Below are 21,674 nucleotides of genomic sequence, written 5' to 3' on the forward strand. Positions count from 1 at the left end.
GAATGCGATCGCAGCGCCCGCCACGATGACGGCCCAGATCAAGGCCAGCGTCCAGTCCGGCGAGCGCCACAGCGCGATGGCGAGCACGGCGGCGTTGCAGGCATTGGCGAGCATGATGCCGACCGAATAGCCGAGCACGAGCGACATCTGTTCGGCGCGGATATGGCCGGCGACGGCCTCGTCGGTTGCGGGCCCGCCAAAGGCCGACAGATCGCCGGCGAACAGCCGTGCGAGATAGGAGGTCAGTTGGGTCCGCATTCGGGAGCCTGCAGCATGGGCCGTTCGTCCGGCTCGATCCGAAGAATTCTCCGCAAACCTTTGACGAACTATGAATTATCCCCGTTGCTGCCCAGCGCCACGATCACTTCTAGGTGGCAAAGCCCGCGTATCGATAACAAATCGATACAAATGCGGCGTCCCGCGTTACCGTTGTAACGGAAGGAACAATGTTTGCGACCATCTCCGCTGTTATGCCCCCGCGAAGGCGGGGCATCCAGTACGCAGCGGCTTCTCGTTTCATCACGACCGTCTCTGGAATACTGGATCGCCCGCCCCAGTGCGCAAGTGCGCACAAGGCAGGCGATGACAGCGGTCGGATGGGTAACGCGACGCCCGCCTAACGCTGGCCCATCACCGCCCCAATTGCTTCGGATCGTAGTAGAACCGCTCTTCGATCAGCTGATCGCCTCGCCAGGTCTGCCAGGCAATCTCTTCCAGCGTCCGCGTGACGCCTTCGGCATTGGTGAAGCTGAATTTCCAGCGCGTGGCGACGTTGTCGCCTTCGATCAGGCTCGGCCCGATCCGCACCGCCTTGACCTCCTTCGACGCGGCCAGCACGCCGCGCTCCTTGGCGACGAGCTTGTCGCGGCCGGTCGTCGGCGCCGCGTTGTTCTCATAGGTCGCCGCATCGGGCGTATAGAATTGTTCTATCGCGCCGACGAAATCCCCGTCCTCCAGCCGCTTCGCAAAGGCTTCGACGATGTCACGGCTCGGCATGGCGCACCTCACGATTAAAACCGACTGATAGTCGGTAAATACCGACCGCTGGTCGAAAAGTCAACTGGCAGCGCTCGTCCATTTCGATTAGAGCAGACCCATGGCGAAACAGGCGGAACGGCGGGCAGCGACATCGGAGGCGATCCTGGCGGCGGCGCGCCGCCTGTTCGGGACGCGAGGATTTACCGACACCACGATGGATGAGATCGCCGACGGCGCCGGCGTCGCCAAGGGCGCGGTCTATCATCACTTCAAGACCAAGGAGGCGGTGTTCGAGGCGGTGTTCGATCAGGTCTCGCGCGATCTCGTTGCCGAGATCGACGGCGCGGCCCGCGCCGAGAAGGACGTGCTGGCCGCCATGGTCGCCGGCACCCAGCATTACTTTGCTGCGACCGCCAAGGGCCCGACCGGCCAGATCATCCTGCGCGACGGCCCGGCCGTGCTCGGCTGGGAGCGCTGGCGCGAGATCGACGCGCAGCACTTTGGCGGCAAGATGCCGCGTGCGCTCTCTGCAGCGATGGAGGCCGGCCTGATCGCGCGGCAACCGGTCGAGCCGCTGGCGCGGCTGCTGCTCGGCGCGGTGACGGAGGCTGCGGTCGCCTGCGCCGGACGCGCCGATATCGCAAGGGCAGGGGCGGAATATGCCCGTGCGTTCAAGTCGCTGGTCGAGGCGCTGCGCGTCGCTGCATGATTGTGCGCAGTCCACCAGCCTCCCGCCATGGCCTCTTGCTCGTGGCCATCGCAGTCGCAAGCCTGGTTTTGCGCCTCGCCGAGATTTTAGTTTTGAATGTCCAGGTCGTGCGTACCTTCCGCGGGCAAGAGGCCCAAGTTCTCCGCTCTTCTCCTACTTGCAGTCGCGGCAGATGGTCAGCTTGCGCTTTAAGACCTCATCTTCTTGATCGATCGATTTCTGCCCCGTCGCGCCACTTGTCTCCACACTGGGCTTGGAGGCATTTGCTGCGCGTGACCTGATGGGGCGCGCCGCCTGGCCTGACGTGTCACCGTCGTCGACGGTGCCGACACTAAATCCATCGTAGTCGGTGACTGGTTTGGGCGACGGCCATAACCGCGAAGGTGCCAGGATTGGGTCTACCGAAGCGTTCGGCAAACGGCCCAAAAGTGATTGCTTGACCATTATCAAGCGGCGCATTGAAAAGTCTCATGGCTCTCGACCTCCGTGCGTGTCGGTGAAGCCAAATTGTTCTTTCCAAAGGCGAAGATCGGAGGCGGCGACCTTCTCGCGAGGCGACGGACGCCGCAACTTGTCCGGCCTCACTCCAGAAGAGCATTCAACGCCGGGGACTCGATTGCGTCAATGAGCGATTCAGTCGCCTAGCCGCCCTAACCATTCCGCAGGCCAAAGGCGCGGCAATGTCGCTCGTGGGGATTGCAGCGAGCTTGCAGATCTGCCGCTGGGTGCACAGCGAACGAACTCGCGCCGCGATGCCTTGAAGAAAGTTTTGTCGATAGAGTGGCACTACAACACCGGCAGAACTTTCACACCGCCTCGATGAGCAGTCACTATTCATTAGGCGTTGGACCTGAAGCGGAGTAGGACTCTTTCAGCGGGCACGCGGATCGCTTGCCTGACAGCTGCCCAAAACGGCGATGCACCGAAGTCATCGCCTCAATTTAAATGGGCAGCACAGTGCCTTTGGTAGGCAAACTCTTTCCAAAATTGCTGCTCCAAACACGTCATGAAATGCAGCCAAGCGCACAGCCTGCTGACGGCGTCGCGCGCGGCAGGTTACCTGTTGGAGAGGAAACCACATGAAGACGAGCAATGCAGTTCTCAGCGCGCTAGCCATGGCAAAATCCACTTATGTCGCGGCTACCATATGGGTCGCTCCTGCCACTCTCATCAAATCGGCACATCTCCTTGAAAGGATCGGACTTGCTGCGGTTGGGGGCTCGTGCGGCCTGTATGTGGCCGCAGCATTGATGCGCCTGGAAAACCAAATGTTTGGAAACGGCTGGTTCATCTTGTTGATGATGCTCTACGGGGCCTTCAGCTTCTATATCGGCATCGATTTGCCTGGGCGTCCTGCTGACGGATCGGCTTCGAGGCTGCCGGAAGAGCGAAACCGCGGCACCGATGCGGCTGAGATATTCAGTGCAGCAGGCACATTCGTTGCCGCGATTGCGGCATTTCTGTCTGTCAGCATGATTGTCGTTGATCAGGTCCTGTCTGAAGGTTCGATCATTCTGATCGCATGCTGTTGGGCGATTGGTTCTTCGCTTCAAATTGCGGCCGGCTCCATCGCTCGCAACGGCGTGCTCGAAGATGATGGCGAGTAACTTCCGCTGCAATTGCACTGACGCCACTGGTCTCTTTTGAGCGGCGCGACAGTCAGAGGCGCAGGCAAGACGGAGCAATCGCGAGTATCGAGCGGCTGTTGCCGGTGGCGCCTTGGTCAATCGCGTCGGTTTGACTCCGAGGTGATGACTTCGGGTCTGACCGGATAAGCGGACATCGTCAGATCGAACCGGAATGTCTCGAACGGGCCATGGGCCGACATCTGAGATTGAGTTCGTCCTGATCAATGTTAGCAAAGCGTCGCGTGTATCGGCAGTTGCCCTTACCTATCCGCACGCGGGCGCGTACTCTTAACTCGCATTTGCCCGGCCCGACTTGCTCGATGTCCCAAGTGCCAAGAGCTGACTTGTCAACGAAGCCCAATCGCGCAACGCTGTTATTCAAGAACAACAAAAAGTCATTCTTCGGATTTCAGCGAACATAATGGAGGATGCCGATGAAGTACATGATCAGCTGGTTCGAGCGTCCGCAGGGATCGCCTATGGAGTACGAGAACGCCCAGAAGCGGATACTGGAGGTTTTCACTCAATGGAAGGCGCCTGACAATTTCAAGATCGAGTTGTTCGTTATACGAGTAGGCGACTGGGGTGGATATATGCTGTTGGACTGCGAAGATCCGTTGGCGGTTCACAAGTTCTGCTCGATGTTGCCTGCGTTCGAATTCCAGGCAAGACCCGTAGTTCCCGTCATGGACGCCGTCCGGGTCGAACTTGAAGCGATTGCCTTTCGCGATGGGCTCCAACACAGATGATATTCGAGAGTATCACGTCAACATTCACGTCGTGAGGGCCGGTGGCATTGGTGTTGAACTATGCGGGATCGAGAGAACGGCACTCAACTTGAGAGCCGTTTTTTCTTAGGCCTTCCTGATCAGGCTGGCGCGGCCAGGACGAATCCACCATTCAGGGGGCTGAGAGGCGGACTTTACGAACAACTAGCCAATGTCGCGTGTGGGGCAAAAAGGCGAAATGGCTGGAATGATCGGCCCAAGTCTGCTTCACCCTTGGAAGCAGATATGTCACGCTTATGAGCACAGGCCCTGGCAACAGATGACCGCAAATTCCTCCCTCGCGCCGTCCGATCCCGAATTCGACTACATCATCGTCGGCGCCGGCTCCGCCGGCTGCGTGCTCGCCAATAGGCTGTCGGCGAACGGCAAGCACACGGTGCTGCTGCTCGAGGCGGGACCAAAGGATTCCAACATCTGGATCCACGTGCCGCTCGGTTACGGCAAACTGTTCAAGGAGAAGACCGTCAACTGGATGTACCAGACCGAGCCGGAGCCCGAGTTGAAGGGGCGTCAGGTGTTCCAGCCGCGCGGCAAGACGCTGGGCGGATCGAGCTCGATCAACGGCCTGCTCTATGTCCGCGGCCAGCACGAGGACTATGACCGCTGGCGCCAGCTCGGCAACACCGGCTGGGGCTACGACGACGTGCTGCCCTATTTCAAGAAGGCCGAGAACCAGTCGCGCGGCGCCGATCAATATCACGGCACCGGCGGCCCGCTGCCGGTCTCCAACATGATCGTGACCGATCCGCTGTCGAAGGCTTTCATGGATGCCGCGGTCGAAACCGGTCTGCCCTACAATCCGGATTTCAACGGCGCCACGCAGGAAGGCGTCGGCCTGTTCCAGACCACGACACGCAACGGCCGTCGCGCCTCGACGTCGGTGGCCTATCTCGGCCCCGCGAAGGCGCGGGGCAATCTCAAGGTCGAGACCGAGGCGCTCGGCCAGCGCGTGCTGTTCGAGGGACGCCGCGCCGTCGGCGTCGAGTACCGGCAGGGCGCAACCGTGCGCCGCGCTCGTGCGCGCAAGGAGATCGTGCTGTCGAGCGGCGCCTACAACTCGCCACAGCTCTTGCAGCTCTCCGGTGTCGGTCCCGCCGATCTGCTGCGCAAGCACGGCATCGATGTGGTGCTGGACGCGAAAGGCGTCGGCCACGATCTTCAGGACCACATGCAGGTCCGCATCGTCATGCGCTGCTCGCAGAAGATCACGCTCAACGACACCGTCAACAATCCGATCCGCCGTACGCTCGCCGGCGCGCGCTATGCGCTGTTCCGGAAAGGCTGGCTGACGATCGCGGCCGGCACCGCGGGCGCCTTCTTCAAGACCAGCCCGCGGCTGGCATCGCCGGACATCCAGGTCCACTTCCTGCCGTTCTCGACCGACAAGATGGGCGAGAAGCTGCACGATTTTTCCGGCTTCACCGCGTCGATCTGCCAGCTCCGTCCCGAAAGCCGCGGCACCTTGCGCATCAAAAGCGCGGACCCGACGGTCCCGCCGGAGATCCGCATCAACTATATGTCGACCGAGACCGATCGCACCACCAACGTCGAAGCCTTGAAGATCCTGCGCAAGATCCTGAACGCGCCGGCGCTGAAGCCGTTCGTGGTCAACGAGGTCGATCCCGGTGCGAAGGTATCGACGGATGCTGAGCTGCTGGATTACTGCCGCGAGCGCGGCAGCACCATCTACCATCCGACCTCGACCTGTCGTATGGGCAATGACGCGCTCGCGGTGGTGGACCAACGGCTGAAGGTGAGGGGGCTCGAGGGCCTTCGCGTCGTTGACGGCTCGGTCATGCCGGACCTCGTGTCGGGGAATACCAATGCGCCGATCATCATGATCGCCGAAAAGGCCTCCGACATGATATTGGAGGATGCGCGGTAAATCCGTGCTTCGAAAGGACAAGAGCTTGGCTACACGACTTCGGATCGGCACACGCAAGAGCGCGATGGCGCTGGCACAGACGGAAGAGATCGCGCGCCGCCTGACCGCCGCCGTGCCCGATATCGAGGTCGAGATCGTCAAGTTCGACACCACGGGCGATCTCGACCAGACCAGCAAGCTGTTGCCCCACGGCGGCAAGGGCGGCGCCTTCGTGGCGCAGATCCGCGCCGCCGTGCTGTCGGGTGAGCTACAGGCGGCGATGCATTCGCTGAAGGACATGCCGGGCAACGAGGACACGCCCGGCCTCGTCATCGGCGCGACGCTGTCGCGCGATCCGGCCAGCGACGCGCTGGTGCTGCGCGACGGCGTGACCCTGGAGGCGCTGCGCCAGTCGCGCGGCAAGGGTTTTAAAGTTGGCACCAACGCCGTGCGCCGCGCGGCCTATGCGCGGCGACTATTTCCCGAGATAGAGGTGATCCACTTCCGCGGCGCGGCCGACACGCGCGTGCGAAAGCTCGACAATGGCGAGAAGCAGCGCCTGCCCGACGGCGGCGCCGTCGGACCGGCCGATGCATTGATCATGGCGCGCTCGGGCCTCGACCGCGTCGGCCTTTCGAGCCGCATCGCCTATGAATTCTCCGCGGCGGAGATGCTGCCGGCGGCAGGGCAGGGCATCGTCGCCGTCGAATGCGCGGCGCAGGACTGGCAGACCCGGCAGATCCTCTCCGCGATCGACGATCCCGCTGCCCACGCCTCTGCCGATGCCGAACGCGAGGTGCTTTGGGTGCTGAACGGCCACTGCAATTCGCCGGTGGCGGGCTTCTCGACCATCGCTGGCGATCAGATGTCGCTGACCGCATCCGTGCTCGACCTCTCCGGCAACACCATCATCGAGGCCTCGCGCACCGGCGCCGCCAACCGCCCGCGTGAGCTCGGTCGTGCGGTGGGTCTCGATCTGCTGACGAAGGGCGCTGCCGAGATCATCGAGCGCAGCCGGCCGCGCTAGCCTGCCGCAAAGCGATCATCGGTGCGATCATGTAGTTTTGCGCCTGTTTTGCCCGACGTGTCAAACGTCTCCGCTGCGGGGACTCAAGTCATGTCGGACGAAATTCTTCAATGATTTGTACTGTGCATGGGGTTGTTTGCGCGTTTTTTGTTTTTCCGCTCCCCAGGGGCGAAATAAATCACCCCCGCACGCGCTTCAGCATCTGCTCGACATGGGCGATCGGCGTTTCCGGCTGGATGCCGTGGCCGAGATTGAAGATCAGCCGTCCTGCCGCGAAGTTGGCCAGCACGTTGTCGACCGCGCGGTCGAGCGCTGCGCCACCGGTAATGAGCACCAGCGGATCGAGATTGCCCTGCACCGCGACGCGTGTTTGCACGCGCTCGCGGATGAAGGCGGGCTCCGCGGTCCAGTCGATGCTGACGGCGTTGACGCCGGTCGCCTCGACGTAACCCGGCAATTGCGCGCCGGCGCCGCGCGGAAATCCGATGATCCTGGCGTCCGGCACCTTGGCGCGCACGCCTTCGACGATGCGCCGCGTCGRCTCGACCGACCAGCGCGCGAACTCGGCCGGCGGCAATACGCCCGCCCAGGTGTCGAAGATCTGCAAGGCGTCGGCGCCGGCGGCGAGCTGCGCCAGCAGATACTCGATCGAATTCTCGACCAGCACGTCGATGATTGTCGCAAACGCCTCCGGATGCCGGTAGGCCATCATCCGCGCCGGTGCCTGATCGGGGGTGCCGTGGCCAGCGACCATGTAGGTCGCGACCGTCCACGGCGCGCCGCAGAAGCCGATCAACGCGGTCTTGGGATCAAGTGCGCCGCGCACGATCCGCAACGCCTCGAACACCGGCGCGAGTTTCGTGAAGTCGGCGCGGGGCGCCAGCGTCGCGACCTTGGCCGGATCATCCAGCGGTTCCAGCCGCGGCCCTTCGCCGACCTCGAAGCGCACCGAGCGGCCGAGCGCATAGGGGATCACCAGGATGTCGGAGAAGATGATCGCGGCGTCGAAGCCGAACCTTCGGATCGGCTGCAGCGTGACTTCGGCGGCAAGCTCCGGATTGAAGCAGAGATCGAGGAATCCGCCGGCCTTCGCCCGCACCTCGCGATATTCCGGCAGGTAGCGGCCTGCCTGCCGCATCATCCACGCGGGAGGGGTGGCCTGCCGTTGGCCGGAGAGCACGTCGATGAAGGGCGTTGTCGCAGACTGGGGCACGAATGGTCCTGAGCAAGGTTACGGCTCCTGATACACCGCCGTGGCCTTCAGCGGAACAGGGGAACAAGCGCAATTGGGCCGCGTTGACCAACCAATGGAGGAGATCATGGCTGAGACGTTCAATCCCGCGCCGCATGACAAGCACGCCGTCGATCCGCACGAGGCGCAAGCCGCCGACCGTGAGATTCACACCAAGCTCGATGCCGGACTGGTGGACAGCTTTCCCGCGTCCGATCCCGTAAGCGCCGCCCAGCCGACGCCATCGAAGGCCGACGCGGAGGCGGACAGCCCGTCGCTGTGGGACAAGGTTAAGGCCATCTTCAGCTAGCGGCGATCTTCGACCAAGGCTTGCTTCAACCAAGGCTTGCTTCAACAAGGTTTGACGCGCCGTTTCCGATAGGTTCGATAATGTCTTGTTAGCGATCCGCGGACGCTTGCGTCCGTAGGACTACGGGAAACGGTGATATCGCGCCGAATCTCGGCGGCAATTTCAGAGTTCCATAACAGAAGCGGCAGAATTTCCGACCATCGGAGAATTCTGTCGCATGAACTTCGCCTCCCAGAGAACCGGATGGAGCCGCCTGCCGTTACGGGCGGCGGCGTTCGTCGTGCTGACCTGCGCGACCATCCTGGGCGTCAGCGGCTGGCGCGAATGGGCTGCGCGCGACGCGGTGCTCAGAGGCGCCGAGACCGAGATGGCGAACGTCGCCCGCTCGCTGACGCAGCACGCCGAGGACAGCCTCGACCTGTTGGATTCCGGTGTTGTCGGCGTCGTCAGCCGGCTCGAGATGGACGGCACCGAGCCGGCCACGATCGCCAAGCTGCGCAAGCTCCTGGAGGTGCGCAAGAAGGCGATGGAGCGCGTCCACAGCCTCGCCATCATCGACGATCAGGGTAACTGGCTGACCTTGCCCGGAACGATTGCTTCGACGCTCAGCGATGACGCTTTCTTCCGTCATCATCAGCTCTCGCCGAAGCGTGAGGCCCATGTCGGCCACCCCGTGAAAAGCCAACTGGATGGCGAATGGGTCGTGACCCTGTCCCGCCGCTTCAACAAGCCGGACGGCAGCTTCGGCGGCGTGGTGCTCGCGACCATCAGCTCCAGCTACCTCTCGCATTTCTACGAGCAGTTCGAGATCGGCCGCAACAGCTCCGTGGCGCTGACACATGGCGACGGCCTGATCGTCGCGCGCTACCCGAGCAACGAGAAATTCGTCGGACGCAGCGTCGCCGACAAGCCGCTGTTCCGCGACGCAAGCCTGCAACAGCCCGGCGGAGCCTATCATTTCAAGTCGCCGCTGGATGGTGCCGAGCGCGTCAGCTTCTTCAAGCGCAGCAGCCGTTACCCTCTTGTCCTGCTCGCCACCGTCGACAAGGCGGAGCTGCTGGCGCCCTGGCGCGCGGCGGCGATATCCCGCATGCTCTACGTGCTCGCGCTGGTCATTCTGATCGCAGTGATCGGGGCCGTGCTGGTGCGTCAGTTGCAACGCGGCCAGCGCATGGCCGCCGCGCTGGTCGAGAAGGAAGCTCATTTCCGCCTGCTCGCCGAGGGCTCCAGCGACATGGTGACCCGCATCGGGCTCGACGAGCGGCTGCGCTATGTCTCGCCCTCGTCGGTCCGCGTCGTTGGCTGGCGCGCCAACCAGCTGATCGGGACGCCGGCGCTCGCAGGCATCAACCCGGACGACCGGCCGCAAGTCCAGGCGATCGTCGATGCCATGAAGCGTGGCGAGACGGAGGAGGCGCGCGTCACCTACCGAAACACGCACCGGCAGAATGGCGAAGTCTGGCTCGAATCGACCATGCGGGTGACGCGCAAGGACAACGGCAACGTCGACGGCGTGGTGGCGATCTCGCGCGACATCACCGAGCAGAAGAAGCTGGAGACCAGGCTCGAGATGCTCGCGATCGAGGACAGCCTCACCGGACTCGCCAATCGCCGCCGCCTGGACGAGCGTCTGAAGGAGGAATGGGCGCGCGCCTATCGCGACCGTTCGAGCCTCAGCCTGCTGATGATCGACGTCGATCATTTCAAGGCCTACAACGACGAATACGGCCATCCCGCCGGCGACGCCTGCCTGCGCGTGATCGCCAAGGTCATCGCGGCCGAGATGCAGCGTGCAGGCGATCTGGCGGCGCGCTATGGCGGCGAGGAATTCGCCATGTTGCTGCCGAACACCGATGCCGCGGGTTGCGCGCGAATTGGCGGGCGGATCCGCCGGGCGATCCGCGAGGCCGGGCTCGTCCATACCTCAAATCACGCGTCGGGCTGCGTTACGGCTTCGCTTGGCGGTGCGACTTGCCGGCCGGCGCTGGAGCGCACCGCAGGCGTGACGTCGCTGATCGAGGCTGCGGATCAGGCGCTCTACGCCGCGAAGGAGGCCGGGCGCGACCGCCTGATGATGTCGGGCGAGGTGACCAGCCTGCTGCCGAAGGCGTCGGGCCTGTAATTCCCGGCCTCAATAATGCGGCGGGCGCTCGTTGGCGGGTCCCGGCGCATTCGCTTCGGCCTCCTGGAGACGTTCGGCGAACTGCGCGACCTGCCGCGTCAGCGCGTCGATCTGCTTCCATTGCGCCGTGATGGTCTGATTCAGGGTTTCGATGGTGTCGTCCTGATAGGCCAGCCGCGCCTCCAGCGTGTCGATGCGCTCGCTGAGCGTCCTGATCTCATTCGTCACGGCCGTGCCCCTTTTCCCGTTCGCGCAGACCATGGCCGAGCGCGACGCGCTCGTCGAACACGAAGCATTCGCCGCGCCAGCGGCTTTGCGCCTCCGGCACCTGTTCCAGATATCTGAGGATGCCGCCCTTGAGGTGATAGACCTCTGCAAAGCCGCGCGCGAGCAGATGCGCGCTCGCCTTTTCGCAGCGGATGCCGCCGGTGCAGAACATCGCGATCCTGCGGTGCTTGGCGGGGTCGAGCTGTTCTGCCGCAAAGTCCTTGAACTGGCCAAAGCTCTTGATGCCGGGATCGACCGCGCCCTCGAACGTGCCCATCGCCACTTCGAAGGCGTTGCGGGTGTCGAGTAGCAGCGTATCGGGCGCCGCGATCAACGCATTCCATTCGGCCGCATCGACATAGGTGCCGACCCGGTCCGTCGGATCGGCAGCCGCGTCGCCAAGCGTGACGATCTCCTTCTTCAGCCGCACCTTGAGCCGGCCGAACGGCATGGACCCGGCGGTCGAGAATTTCAATTCGAGATTGTCGAGCCTGCCGCCAAACATGTCGCCGTGCATGAGCTCGTGGGCGAATGCGTCGATCGCAGCGGGCGGGCCTGCAATCGTGCCGTTGATGCCCTCCCGGGCCAGCAGCACGCTGCCCTTCAGCGCCAGGCGCGCGCAGAACGCACGCAGCGGCTCGCGCAGCTCGCGGTAATCGGGCAGGGCGGCGAATTGGTAGAAGGCGGCGACCTTGGTGATCATGGCGGCTCGTTTAGCAGGCGGCCGCCGCCCAGAAAACCCGCATCGGCGACGCCCACGAACGGTCATACGCCCAGCGGATGGCAGCCATTTCCCTGGTATGCCAGCATTGCCCGGGCGGGCCGGAATGTGCCATGAAGGCTCGGTTTTTCGAGAGGGCGCGACATGCGCGTCCCAAGACTTCGCCTAGCGGCCCAAGAGGGCTTAACGAGAGCAAGAATTCGCATGAGAAACTTCCATTTCCCCGGCAGGTCCACGGTCCACGCCACCAACGCGATGGTCGCGACCTCGCATCCGCAGGCCTCGCTGGCCGCGATCGAGGTGCTGCGCGAGGGCGGCACGGCGGTGGACGCGGCGGTGGCGGGCTCGGCGCTGCTAAGCGTGATCGAGCCGCAATCGACCGGCATCGGCGGCGACTGCTTTGCGCTGATCCAGCCGCGCGGCGAAGGCAAGATCACCGCCTATAACGGCTCCGGCCGCGCGCCCAAGGCTGCGAACGCCGACTGGTATCTCGAACGCAAGATCAATTCCGTGCCGCTGACCTCGGCGCACGCGGTCTCGATCCCCGGCGTGATCGATGCCTTCGCAACCGTGCTGCGCGATCACGGCAAGTTCGGCTTCGACCGGCTGCTGCAGCCCGCGATCAAGGCGGCCGAAGAAGGCTATGTCGTCGCGCCCCGCATCGCCTTCGACTGGAAGAACCAGTTCGAGAAGCTGAAGGGTGGCACCAACACCCAGCGCTATTTGCTGCCGGGCGGCAAGCCGCCGGTCGCCGGCGACGTCATCCGCCAAGCCGAGCTCGGCAAGACGCTCCGCGCGATCGCCAAGGACGGCCGCGACGCCTTCTACAAGGGCGCGGTCGCGGAGGACATGGTCGAGACCCTGCGCGGCATCGGCGGCCTGCATACGCTCGACGATTTCGCCGCGCACACCACCGAGACGACGACGCCGATCGGGACGATGTACAAGGGCTACGACGTCTGGCAGTGCCCGCCGAACGGCCCCGGCGTCACCGCGCTGTTGATGCTCAACATCCTGTCGCGCTTCGATCTGACCAAGTACGCTCCCCTCAGCGTCGAGCGCTTCCACCTCGAGGCGGAGGCCGCGCGCATCGCCTACATGAATCGCGAGATGCACGTCGCCTCCCCCGAGCACATGAAGATCAACGTCGCCGAGATGCTCGAGAAGGGCTTTGCCGACGAGTACATCAGCAAGATCCGCATGGACGGCATGCTCGACCTGCCGAATGTCGCGCCGCCGATGAATCCTTCGACCATCTACATCACGGTCGTCGACAAGGACCGCAACGTCTGCTCGTTCATCAACTCGGTCGCGCATTCCTTCGGCTCGGCGATCGTCGCGAACAAGACCGGCGTCCTGTTCCAGAACCGCGCCGGCGGCTTCCGCATCCAGCCCGGTCATCCCAACTGCATCGAAGGCGGCAAGCGCCCGCTGCACACGATCATGCCGGGCCTGCTCACCAAGGGCGGCCGTTCCACGATGTCGTTCGCGGTGATGGGCGGCCAGTACCAGCCGACCGGCCAGACCCATCTCCTGACCAACATCCTCGACTATGGCTGCGACGTGCAGGAGGCGATCGACATGCCGCGCGGCCTGCACTACGAGGGCCAGTATCAGCTCGAGGACAGCGTGCCGGCTGATATCGTCGAGGGCCTGAAGAAGCTCGGCCACAAGACCACCAGTGTGGTCGGCCCGCTCGGCGGCGCCCAGGCGATCTGGATCGATTGGGACAAGGGTACGCTGACCGGCGGTTCCGATCCGCGCAAGGACGGCTGCGCGCTGGGCTACTAAGCCGGCCCGAGGGCTGGAAACCACACCTTCGTTGCGCTAGACACCTCCCGCCTCAAACGGAAGGTGTCTTATGCAGCGTTTCCAGCGTGTGCTCCTCGCCATCATGTCGGCACTCGCGATCACCGTGATCGGCGGCGTGTCCGATTTCGTTTCCACCACGGCCTCGGCCCAGACCGCAGGAAAGACCATGACCACAGCTTCAGGCTTGCAAGTAATCGACAGCGTCCCCGGCACCGGTGCCTCGCCAAAGCCCGGCCAGATCTGCGTGATGCACTACACCGGCTGGCTCTATGAGAACGGCCAGAAGGGCAAGAAATTCGACTCGTCGGTCGACCGCAACGAGCCGTTCGAGTTTCCGATCGGCAGGGGCCGCGTCATCGCCGGCTGGGACGAGGGCGTTGCCTCGATGAAGGTCGGCGGCAAGCGCACGCTGATCATCCCGCCGCAGCTCGGCTACGGCGCGCGCGGCGCCGGCGGCGTGATCCCGCCGAACGCGACGCTGATGTTCGACGTGGAATTGCTCGCGGTGAAGTGACGCGCAGCGTCATTCCGGGATGGTCCGAAGGACCAGACCCGGAATCTCGAGATCCCGGGTTCGATGCTGCGCATCGCCCCGGGATGACGGAGCAAGACAAACAAAAAGACCGGCCCTGCGGCCGGTCTTTTCGCTTTCAGTGCTACGCGCGTTACTCCGCCGCGCGTCGTGCCGCAGCCGCAGCGCGATCAATCGCTTCCTTCGCGGCGTCCTTGGCATCGCCCATGGCCTGCTGGCCCTTGCCCTTCACCTCCTGGACAACGCCTTCGCCCTTCAGACGATCGGAACCGGTGGCTTCGCCGATGCCTTGCTTGGCCTTGCCCATCGCCTCGTTGGCAGTGCCCTTGATCTTGTCGCTCGTGCTACCCATGAAACTCTCCTTCCAGTTCTATCGCAGGGGCAACACTGGACGCGTGCGAGGGTTCCTTTTTTGGTCTGGCTTGACGCTGCGGCTTTGGTTAGTTTGCCGCGCATGGAACCAACAGAAAGCAAGATCATGACGGGCCATGACCACACGCATTCCCACCATGCACACGATCATGACGATCGCTGGAAGAATGATGGCGTGCGCGTCATTCCCGGCAACCAGCTCGATTCCAACGTGCCGTCGACGCCGGGCATGGACCGCAAGGCCGCGATCAATTTCGCGCGCGTGGGTGCGCAGAAATTGTGGGCGGGCACGGTCAGCATCAAGCCGGACGCCAAGACCGGCGCGCATCATCACGGCCATCTTGAAAGCATCATCTATGTGGTGAAGGGCAAGGCGCGGATGCGCTGGGGCGAAAATCTCCAGTTCACCGCGGAAGCCGGCCCCGGCGATTTCATCTACGTGCCGCCTTATGTCCCGCACCAGGAGATCAACGCCAGCCCCGACGAGGTGCTGGAATGCGTGCTGGTGCGCAGCGACGGCGAGGCGGTCGCGATCAATCTCGACATCGAGCCGGTCGAGAAGCCCGAGACGGTGCTGTGGATCGACCCCGTCCACCGGGACCCGAACGAGACGAAGTAAGGCTGCCGGAAAGCCATGGGGTTCTGTGCGACAGAACCACGCAGGCCGGAGCCTTAAAAAATAATCGGAAGCCGTGTCGGATGGCTGCTTGCCCGTCCGTCCTTGGGCAGAACCCCGCCCAAGGAGCTTCCGATGCCCAAGATGATCTTCGTCAACCTGCCGGTGACCGACCTCAAGCGCGCCACGGCCTTTTATGAGGCGGTCGGCGCGGTCAGGAACCCGCAGTTCTGCGACGATACGGCGAGCTGCATGGTCTTCTCCGAGACCATTTTCGCCATGCTTCTGACCCACGACAAATTCCGCCAGTTCACGCCCAAGCCGATCGCGGACGCCAAGACCTCGAACCAGGTGCTGCTCTGCCTGTCGGCCGACAGCCGCGACGAAGTCGACGCCATCGTCGGCAAGGCCGAGGTCGCGGGCGGGGTGGCCGATCCCGGCCCGAAGGATGAGTACAGCTTCATGTACGGCCGCAGCTTCGAGGATCCGGATGGCCATATGTGGGGTGTGAATTGGATGGACATGGCAGCCTTCGCCGCGCAGTCCGACATGGCGAACGCCTGATCGAAAATCCGAGAGCATTGAAAACCTGAAGAGGAGCGGTCTCCATGTCCAAGCTCGTGCCCTGCATGTGGTTCAACGGCGATGCCGAGGAAGCCGCAAAGTTCTACGTCTCGCTCGTGCCGAATTCCGAGATCACGCACGTTCAGCGCAACGTTTCGGACGGCCCGTCCGGCAAGGAGGGCTCCGTGCTGGTCGTCGAGTTCACGGTGGCCGGACAGCCGCTGGTCGCGCTCAACGGCGGCATGAAGGTGGAATATACCCACGCGATCTCGCTGATGATCCATTGCGACGATCAGGCCCAGGTCGACAGCGTCTGGAGCGCGTTCCTTGCTCATGGCGGCAAGGAGCAGCAGTGCGGCTGGATCAGCGATCGCTGGGGCGTGTCCTGGCAGGTCGTGCCGAAGGTGATGTTCGAATTCCTGTCGAGCTCCGACAAGGCCGCCGCCGCGCGCGCGATGCAGGCCATGATGAAGATGGTGAAGCTGGACGTCGAAACCTTGCGCCGCGCGTTCGAGGGTAAGTCGGCGGCGTGAAGTGCATGCTCGCTCCACATACTCACTGTCATCGCCCGGCTTGACCGGGCGATCCAGTACTCCGAGACGGTAGTGATTGAACCGATAGGCCGCGGCGTACTGGATGCCCAGCCGGAGCCTGTCATCGGGCTCGCCGAAGGCGAGACCCGGTGGCGGGGCATGACAGCGGAGGTTGGGGCGGGCAAACCCCCGCGCTAATAATTAATCCGCAGCCCCAGGCCGCCGTGGATGGTGTTCCCCACTGGCTGCGGGCCGAGCGTGCCGTTGGCGAAGACGTCCACGATCCAGCCCTTGGACACGCGGAAGCCGAGCCGGCCGCCATATTCGAACCAGCCCTGGTTGCCCATCGTCGGCACCACCACGCCGTCACCGGTCACGGTGGCGACGATGCCGCTGTGGCTGGCGAACGACTGCACCCAGCCGCCGTTGATGTTGGCTTCGATATTGCTGCCGTAGAGATGGGTCCACTGGCCGCCGATCTTGACCAGGCTGGTGCGGTCGGTGCCGGTCGCAATCGTGGCGTCGAACGGATTGAATGCCACCGCACTGTCGCTATATCCGGACACGCGCTGCCAGAGCTGCCAGACCTCGATCGAGGCCGCAACCTCGTCGCGGGGTGACAGACGGTTCATCCAGCCGGCGCGGCCATAGACGGCGTAGTTCGAAGCGTTGGTCGAGCCCGTCACGCTCACCGGGCCGAGGCTGGTGTTGTAATTCCTTGTATAGCGCGCCTTCTCCCACGGCGTCAGGATCGTGCCGACGTCGAAGAACGGGCGCGACGAACCCCAGTCGGTGAAGTCATAGCGCAGCGCGAACGCGCCGATCGGCGCGCTGGTGATGTTGTAGCCGCCCTCGCTGTACTGCGTGTAGGCGATGCCGGCGAGCAGCGACAGATTGTTGGTCAGTTCCTTGCGGCCGTGAATGCCGGCCGAGAACGAGCCGGCCGAGCCGAACGCGCTGATGCAGTCGCTGCAATTGACCTGCTCGTTGACGCCGAGCAGCACCGTGCCGAGCACCCGGTTGGTGATCATCTGGTTGAAGCGCTGGTCGGCGAGGCCGCCGACCGAATTGCCGCTGGAATCGGCGCCTGTCGGGCCGGTGCTCGCGCTTGGAGCAGGCGACGGGTAAGGCGACGGATAAGGATTCGGCGTGGCTGCGGGCGTGCCGGTCGACGTGGGCGTCGGCGAGCAATTTGTCTCGCAATCGGTCAGGGTTAGGGTCGCGGCCGAGGCCGGCTGCACACCCCATGTCAGTGTCACGATGGCCATGGCCATCAGCGCGGCGGCAGGAAGCTGGTCGCGGATGCGGAGCGTTGCCATCATCAGCGCCCACACAGCATGCCGTCGTCATTGACGGCGGGCGTGATGGTCGGTCGGGCGTCTGCATATTGGGTGACCGAGCACAGCCCGGCATTCGCGGCGCAAGTCCCGGCAAACGTCCAGGGCGGCGTGTTGGTCTTGGTGATGCCGACCTTGCCGCCGGTCGAGGTGATGATTGCGGTGTCGCCGGGCTGGGTCAGCTGCACGCACTGAAAGCTCAGCGTGCAGACGCTGGCCGCGCCGTCCTGAAGCACGACGACGGAGCGGCCGCGCTGCGAGAGGATGTCGAGCGTGGTGCCGCGCACGCCGATGGTCGCGAGCGGCGTCGTGATCTTGTAGGCGGTCTTCTCCGAATGTCCGGTGACGAAACGGAATGCGCCGGTGGTCATGCGGATCGCGACGTCGCGATAGCTGTGCTCGTCGTTGAAGACGGTGCGGTCGAGCTTCAGCGTTGCACTCGGTCCGAGCGACAAATTGGTGCTGTCGRCCATGACGAAGCGCGCCGCGCTGTCGGCGCCGGTGCGCACGGTCTCGTCGCGCAGCATGCTGTCGCCGACATTGATCGGCGTCGCGGTCGCGGCCACGCGCACCACTTCGTTCTGAATCACGACGGCTTCGCCGACGCGCGTCTGCGCCTGTGCGCCAGACGCCGCGCACAATGCGGCCGAGAGCAGTGTTGGGAAAAGCCAGAAACGCAAATTCATTTCGCAACCGATCGATGTGTCCCTGATCGTACCGGATCGCGCGTGCTTCTGATGTGGCGAAATTATCACAAGCGGCGCGAGACCTGCGCTATGCTTAGTGACAGTTGCGGCGGAATGCGTTCAATGAAAAGCGCCATCCTTGTTTTTCTCCGCGGTGAAGCAGATTTGCCACGCAAAGCATCCCCACAACAGCCGCTTGAAATGCCTGCGGTTCCGAAAGTGTCGCAGAGTGCAGTGATCGCTGTCGCGATTTTCCTGGTCACCCATCTCGCGCTGCTGATCGGACTGACGACACCGGAGAAATTCGTGTTCGACGAGGTGCATTACGTGCCGGCGGCCCGGCAGATGCTTGGCACCGTGGCGTCGCAGCCGGTGCTCAATCCGATGCATCCGCCGCTGGCGAAGGAGCTGATCGCGGCCTCCATCGCGACCTTCGGCGACAACGCGCTGGGCTGGCGCTATCCCGCAACGCTGTTCGGCGCGCTGGCGATCGTGGCGATCTATCTGTGCGGCCTCGCGCTGTTCGCCGCGCAGGGGCCGGCGGTCGCCGCAGCACTGATCGCGGCCTGCAACCAGATGCTCTACGTGCAGGCGCGCATCGCGATGCTCGATATCTTCGCGCTCGGTTTCGGCCTGTTTGCCACCGCCGCCTTCATGCACGGTTTTCGAAGAGAGCGCCCGCATGCGCTGTTCGCGCTCTCGGGCGCCCTGTTCGGCTGTGCTGCCGCCTGCAAATGGAGCGGGCTGTTTCCGCTCGGCGTCTGCATCGTCATCGTCGCGGTGGTCCGCCTGATGCAGGGCTGGCGCACGCTGTTTGCCGATGCGAGGCCGGGCGACTGGTATCGTCCCGACCTCTGGCCGGATTTCCGCGCGCAGCATGTCGCGCTCTGCTTCGCAGCCCTGCCGGCGGTGACCTATCTCGCGACCTTCGTTCCGCTCTACGGGCTGTCGCCATCGGATCTGATCGAGGCGCAGCGCCGGATCTTCGCCGACAACACCACCACCGCGATCGCCGGCCACACCTATATGAGCTCATGGCCGTCCTGGCCGTTCCTGGCGCGCCCGGTATGGTTCCTGTTCGACAAGACGGCGGAAGATCGCATTGCCGCGATCGTCTTCCTCGGCAATCCCCTGGTGCTGTGGCCAGCGCTGCTTGCGCTCGCCGTGGTGTTGCGCGACGTCGTCGTCACGCGGCGATGGGATGCATTCCTGATCGCGTCGTTCTACTGCGGGCCCTATTTCGCCTGGGCGCTGCTGCCGCGCACGCTTGGCTTCATCTATTACTACCTGCCGGCCGCAACGGCCGCATCGCTTGCGCTCGTCTATGTCCTGCGGCGCGGACGTCTGCCGCGCTGGGCGCTATGGGCCTACGTCGCGGTCGCCGCCATCGGCTTCGTCGCGATGCTGCCGATCTCCGCAGCCTTCATCGGGACCTCGATGCCGATGTTCAATCGGCTGATGCTGTTTCAGAGCTGGATTTAAGTGCCCGCTGGCGTGCACATGCCGGGCCTGTGAACCGATTTTTCTTGCTTGAATCAATCAAGGCGTGTGGACTGGCCGGCATCATCGGAATCGGAGAGTTGTCAGGTGAGCATGGAGGACCGCATCTCCAGACCGGGCCATTCCAATGCCGACTGGCTGCGTGCCGTCGTCGACACGGCGGTCGACGGCGTGATCCTGATCGATGCGCGCGGCTGCATCCTGATGTTCAACCCGGCCTGCGAGAGCCTGTTCGGCTATCCCGCGCGCGAAGTCATCGGCCGGAACGTCAAGGTCCTGATGCCGTCGTCCTATCGCGACGCCCATGACGGGTTCCTGCACAATTATCACACCACCGGCGATCGCAAGATCATCGGCATCGGCCGCGAGGTGGTGGGTCAGCGCAAGGACGGCTCCACCTTCCTGATGCATCTGTCGGTCGGCGAGACCCAGCGGGACGGGGAAGAGTCGATCTTCGTCGGCATCGTTCATGATCTCACCGGGCGCGAGAGGGTCGAACGAGAGCTGCGCGAAAGTTCGGCGCGGCTGCGCGCGGTCGTCGACACCGCCGTCGACGGCGTGATCCTGATCGATTCCGACGGCAGCATCCTGAAATTCAATCCGGCCTGCGAGAAGCTGTTCAAATATCACGACGACGAGGTCCTCGGGCAGAACGTCCGGATGCTGATGCCGGAGCCCTACCGCTCCGGGCATGACGGTTACATTCGCAATTTCGTCACCACCGGCGAGAGGAAGATCATCGGCATCGGCCGCGAGGTGATGGGCCAGCGCAAGGATGGCTCCACCTTCCCGATGGATCTTTCGGTTGGCGAGGCCAAGCAGGACGGGTCGTCGATCTTCGTCGGCATGATCCACGACCTGACGGAGCGCAAGCGCACCGAGGCGCAGCTCATACAGGCCCAGAAGATGGAGGCGGTCGGGCAGCTCTCCGGCGGCATCGCCCACGATTTCAACAATCTCCTCACCGTGATCGTCGGCAACGCCGAACATCTGAGCGAGCAGTTGGCGTCGCGGGGGGACCTGAAGCGGCTCGCCGACGACATCTGCAGCGCCGGCGAACGCGGCGGGGAGCTGACGCAGCGTCTGCTCGCCTTCAGCCGCAAGCAGCTGCTGCGGCCGGTGGAGACCGAATGCAACAAGCTCGTCGATTCCATGCACAAGCTGCTGCGGCGGACCCTTCGCGAGGACATCGAGATCTCCACCCATTTCGATCCCGGTCTCCGGAACGCTTTCGCTGATCCGGTGCAGCTTGAATCGGCGATCCTCAACCTCGCGCTCAACGCCCAGGATGCGATGGCGTCCGGCGGCCGCCTGAGCATCTCGACGGCGAACTCGTCTCTCGGCTCCGGCGATCACAATGCGCATCCCGACGTCGGACCCGGCGAGTACATCGTGATTGCCGTGACCGACAACGGGGCGGGAATGCCGAAGCGGGTGCTGGAACATGCGTTCGAGCCCTTCTTCACCACCAAGGAGGTGGGCAAGGGCAGCGGGCTCGGGCTCAGCATGGTCTACGGCTTTGCCAAGCAGTCCAACGGCCATGTCACGATCTACAGCGAGCCGCGCCTCGGAACGACGGTGAGGATCTACCTTCCGGCGGCGATGGTGAAGGCGCAGGGCGTGCCGCTTGCGGTTGAACGGGAGGCGGTCCAGAGCGGTTCTGAAACGGTGCTGATCGTCGAGGATGATCCGTTCGTCCGCTCCTATGCCGTCATGAGTCTGGAGAGCCTGGGCTACAAGGTCATTTCGGCGGTTGATGGCAGGGAGGCCTTGCAGAAGCTCGCGGCGGCGCCGCACGTCGATCTCCTGTTCACCGATATCGTGATGCCGGGAGGCGTCAACGGCTGGGAACTGGCGCAGCTTGCGCGCAAGGCGAGACCCGATCTGCACGTGCTGCTGACGTCCGGTTACGCCGTGGAGACGCTGGCGGCGAACGGCCACGTCCGGCAGGGCGCCCTGATCCTGGAAAAACCCTACCGCAAGGCGGAGCTTGCGAGGCTGCTGCGGGAGGCGCTCGCCGCAGCGGCACCGGTTTGAATGTTGGGACGTCGATCCGCCTGCCGCGCGGGGCGCGGCA

General features: G+C 63.9%; 22 protein-coding genes and 1 pseudogene. 14 read left to right on the plus strand and 9 right to left on the minus strand.

Annotated features, from left to right (window positions below):
* Together ACXJMY_RS16375 and ACXJMY_RS16380 are read right to left on the minus strand one after the other, a co-directional pair.
* Positions 1-258, minus strand: a pseudogene (locus tag ACXJMY_RS16375) (putative bifunctional diguanylate cyclase/phosphodiesterase); the annotation flags it as partial.
* Positions 259-630: 372 nt separating this feature from the next.
* A complete protein-coding gene (locus ACXJMY_RS16380) occupies positions 631-996 on the minus strand; it encodes a nuclear transport factor 2 family protein (protein WP_456620368.1) in 366 nt (121 codons plus the stop codon).
* Between the two features lie 100 nt (positions 997-1,096).
* Between ACXJMY_RS16380 and ACXJMY_RS16385 the strand changes: the two genes are divergently transcribed.
* A complete protein-coding gene (locus tag ACXJMY_RS16385) occupies positions 1,097-1,687 on the plus strand; it encodes a TetR/AcrR family transcriptional regulator (RefSeq protein ID WP_456620369.1) in 591 nt (196 codons plus the stop codon).
* 153 nt (positions 1,688-1,840) lie between these two features.
* Here the strand turns inward: ACXJMY_RS16385 and ACXJMY_RS16390 are convergent, their stop codons facing one another.
* Positions 1,841-2,146 carry a hypothetical protein gene (locus ACXJMY_RS16390; protein ID WP_456620370.1) on the minus strand — a complete coding sequence of 102 codons (306 nt, stop codon included), beginning with the start codon at positions 2,144-2,146 and terminating at the stop codon, positions 1,841-1,843.
* A 620-nt stretch (positions 2,147-2,766) separates the two neighbouring features.
* Between ACXJMY_RS16390 and ACXJMY_RS16395 the strand changes: the two genes are divergently transcribed.
* The 4 genes from ACXJMY_RS16395 (at position 2,767) to hemC (ending at position 6,994) form a co-directional block, all read left to right on the plus strand.
* Complete coding sequence (locus ACXJMY_RS16395) at positions 2,767-3,294, plus strand: hypothetical protein (RefSeq protein ID WP_456620371.1); 528 nt, start codon at positions 2,767-2,769, stop codon at positions 3,292-3,294.
* Positions 3,295-3,749: 455 nt separating this feature from the next.
* Positions 3,750-4,064, plus strand: coding sequence for a DUF3303 domain-containing protein (locus tag ACXJMY_RS16400; RefSeq protein WP_456620372.1), 315 nt, complete (start codon positions 3,750-3,752; stop codon positions 4,062-4,064).
* A gap of 298 nt (positions 4,065-4,362) precedes the next feature.
* Entirely contained in the window at positions 4,363-5,988 is a 1,626-nt protein-coding gene (locus ACXJMY_RS16405) for a GMC family oxidoreductase (protein ID WP_456620373.1), read from the plus strand.
* A gap of 25 nt (positions 5,989-6,013) precedes the next feature.
* Positions 6,014-6,994, plus strand: a complete 981-nt coding sequence (gene hemC / locus ACXJMY_RS16410; RefSeq protein WP_456620374.1) for a hydroxymethylbilane synthase — start codon at positions 6,014-6,016, stop codon at positions 6,992-6,994.
* A 178-nt stretch (positions 6,995-7,172) separates the two neighbouring features.
* Here hemC and hemE read toward each other — a convergent pair whose 3' ends face one another.
* Positions 7,173-8,207 (minus strand): uroporphyrinogen decarboxylase, encoded by a 1,035-nt coding sequence (gene hemE, locus ACXJMY_RS16415; RefSeq protein ID WP_456620375.1) that lies wholly within the window; start codon positions 8,205-8,207, stop codon positions 7,173-7,175.
* Between the two features lie 106 nt (positions 8,208-8,313).
* Here hemE and ACXJMY_RS16420 point away from each other — a divergent pair, with 106 nt between their 5' ends.
* Together ACXJMY_RS16420 and ACXJMY_RS16425 are read left to right on the plus strand one after the other, a co-directional pair.
* Positions 8,314-8,535: a hypothetical protein gene (locus tag ACXJMY_RS16420; RefSeq protein ID WP_456620376.1), complete on the plus strand. Its 222-nt coding sequence runs from the start codon at positions 8,314-8,316 to the stop codon at positions 8,533-8,535.
* A gap of 217 nt (positions 8,536-8,752) precedes the next feature.
* Positions 8,753-10,657 carry a diguanylate cyclase gene (locus ACXJMY_RS16425; protein ID WP_456620377.1) on the plus strand — a complete coding sequence of 635 codons (1,905 nt, stop codon included), beginning with the start codon at positions 8,753-8,755 and terminating at the stop codon, positions 10,655-10,657.
* A 9-nt stretch (positions 10,658-10,666) separates the two neighbouring features.
* Here the strand turns inward: ACXJMY_RS16425 and ACXJMY_RS16430 are convergent, their stop codons facing one another.
* Positions 10,667-10,885: a SlyX family protein gene (locus tag ACXJMY_RS16430; RefSeq protein ID WP_456620378.1), complete on the minus strand. Its 219-nt coding sequence runs from the start codon at positions 10,883-10,885 to the stop codon at positions 10,667-10,669.
* Positions 10,875-11,627: an oxygen-dependent tRNA uridine(34) hydroxylase TrhO gene (trhO, locus tag ACXJMY_RS16435; protein WP_456620379.1), complete on the minus strand. Its 753-nt coding sequence runs from the start codon at positions 11,625-11,627 to the stop codon at positions 10,875-10,877. Before trhO ends, ACXJMY_RS16430 begins: the two co-directional genes overlap by 11 nt.
* Before the next feature lie 222 nt (positions 11,628-11,849).
* Here trhO and ggt point away from each other — a divergent pair, with 222 nt between their 5' ends.
* On the plus strand, positions 11,850-13,436 hold the full coding sequence (gene ggt / locus ACXJMY_RS16440) for a gamma-glutamyltransferase (protein ID WP_456620380.1): 1,587 nt from the start codon (positions 11,850-11,852) through the stop codon (positions 13,434-13,436).
* A gap of 70 nt (positions 13,437-13,506) precedes the next feature.
* Positions 13,507-13,971: an FKBP-type peptidyl-prolyl cis-trans isomerase gene (locus ACXJMY_RS16445; RefSeq protein ID WP_456620381.1), complete on the plus strand. Its 465-nt coding sequence runs from the start codon at positions 13,507-13,509 to the stop codon at positions 13,969-13,971.
* A 151-nt stretch (positions 13,972-14,122) separates the two neighbouring features.
* Here ACXJMY_RS16445 and ACXJMY_RS16450 read toward each other — a convergent pair whose 3' ends face one another.
* A complete protein-coding gene (locus tag ACXJMY_RS16450; protein ID WP_456620382.1) occupies positions 14,123-14,341 on the minus strand; it encodes a CsbD family protein in 219 nt (72 codons plus the stop codon).
* Between the two features lie 126 nt (positions 14,342-14,467).
* Between ACXJMY_RS16450 and ACXJMY_RS16455 the strand changes: the two genes are divergently transcribed.
* The 3 genes from ACXJMY_RS16455 (at position 14,468) to ACXJMY_RS16465 (ending at position 16,074) form a co-directional block, all read left to right on the plus strand.
* Complete coding sequence (locus ACXJMY_RS16455; protein WP_456620383.1) at positions 14,468-14,980, plus strand: cupin domain-containing protein; 513 nt, start codon at positions 14,468-14,470, stop codon at positions 14,978-14,980.
* Between the two features lie 132 nt (positions 14,981-15,112).
* Positions 15,113-15,541, plus strand: coding sequence for a VOC family protein (locus ACXJMY_RS16460; RefSeq protein WP_456620384.1), 429 nt, complete (start codon positions 15,113-15,115; stop codon positions 15,539-15,541).
* A 44-nt stretch (positions 15,542-15,585) separates the two neighbouring features.
* The gene (locus tag ACXJMY_RS16465; protein ID WP_456620385.1) at positions 15,586-16,074 is read left to right on the plus strand and encodes a VOC family protein; all 489 of its coding nucleotides are present in this window, start codon (positions 15,586-15,588) and stop codon (positions 16,072-16,074) included.
* A 194-nt stretch (positions 16,075-16,268) separates the two neighbouring features.
* Here ACXJMY_RS16465 and ACXJMY_RS16470 read toward each other — a convergent pair whose 3' ends face one another.
* Together ACXJMY_RS16470 and ACXJMY_RS16475 are read right to left on the minus strand one after the other, a co-directional pair.
* On the minus strand, positions 16,269-17,393 hold the full coding sequence (locus ACXJMY_RS16470; protein ID WP_456620386.1) for a hypothetical protein: 1,125 nt from the start codon (positions 17,391-17,393) through the stop codon (positions 16,269-16,271).
* A 2-nt stretch (positions 17,394-17,395) separates the two neighbouring features.
* Positions 17,396-18,097 (minus strand): FecR family protein, encoded by a 702-nt coding sequence (locus tag ACXJMY_RS16475; RefSeq protein WP_456620387.1) that lies wholly within the window; start codon positions 18,095-18,097, stop codon positions 17,396-17,398.
* 51 nt (positions 18,098-18,148) lie between these two features.
* Here ACXJMY_RS16475 and ACXJMY_RS16480 point away from each other — a divergent pair, with 51 nt between their 5' ends.
* Positions 18,149-19,579, plus strand: a complete 1,431-nt coding sequence (locus ACXJMY_RS16480) for a phospholipid carrier-dependent glycosyltransferase (RefSeq protein ID WP_456620388.1) — start codon at positions 18,149-18,151, stop codon at positions 19,577-19,579.
* 111 nt (positions 19,580-19,690) lie between these two features.
* Positions 19,691-21,634: a PAS domain S-box protein gene (locus ACXJMY_RS16485; RefSeq protein WP_456620492.1), complete on the plus strand. Its 1,944-nt coding sequence runs from the start codon at positions 19,691-19,693 to the stop codon at positions 21,632-21,634.
* Positions 21,635-21,674 lie beyond the last annotated feature (40 nt).

The sequence above is a fragment of the Bradyrhizobium sp. P5_C12 genome (genome assembly GCF_054049735.1).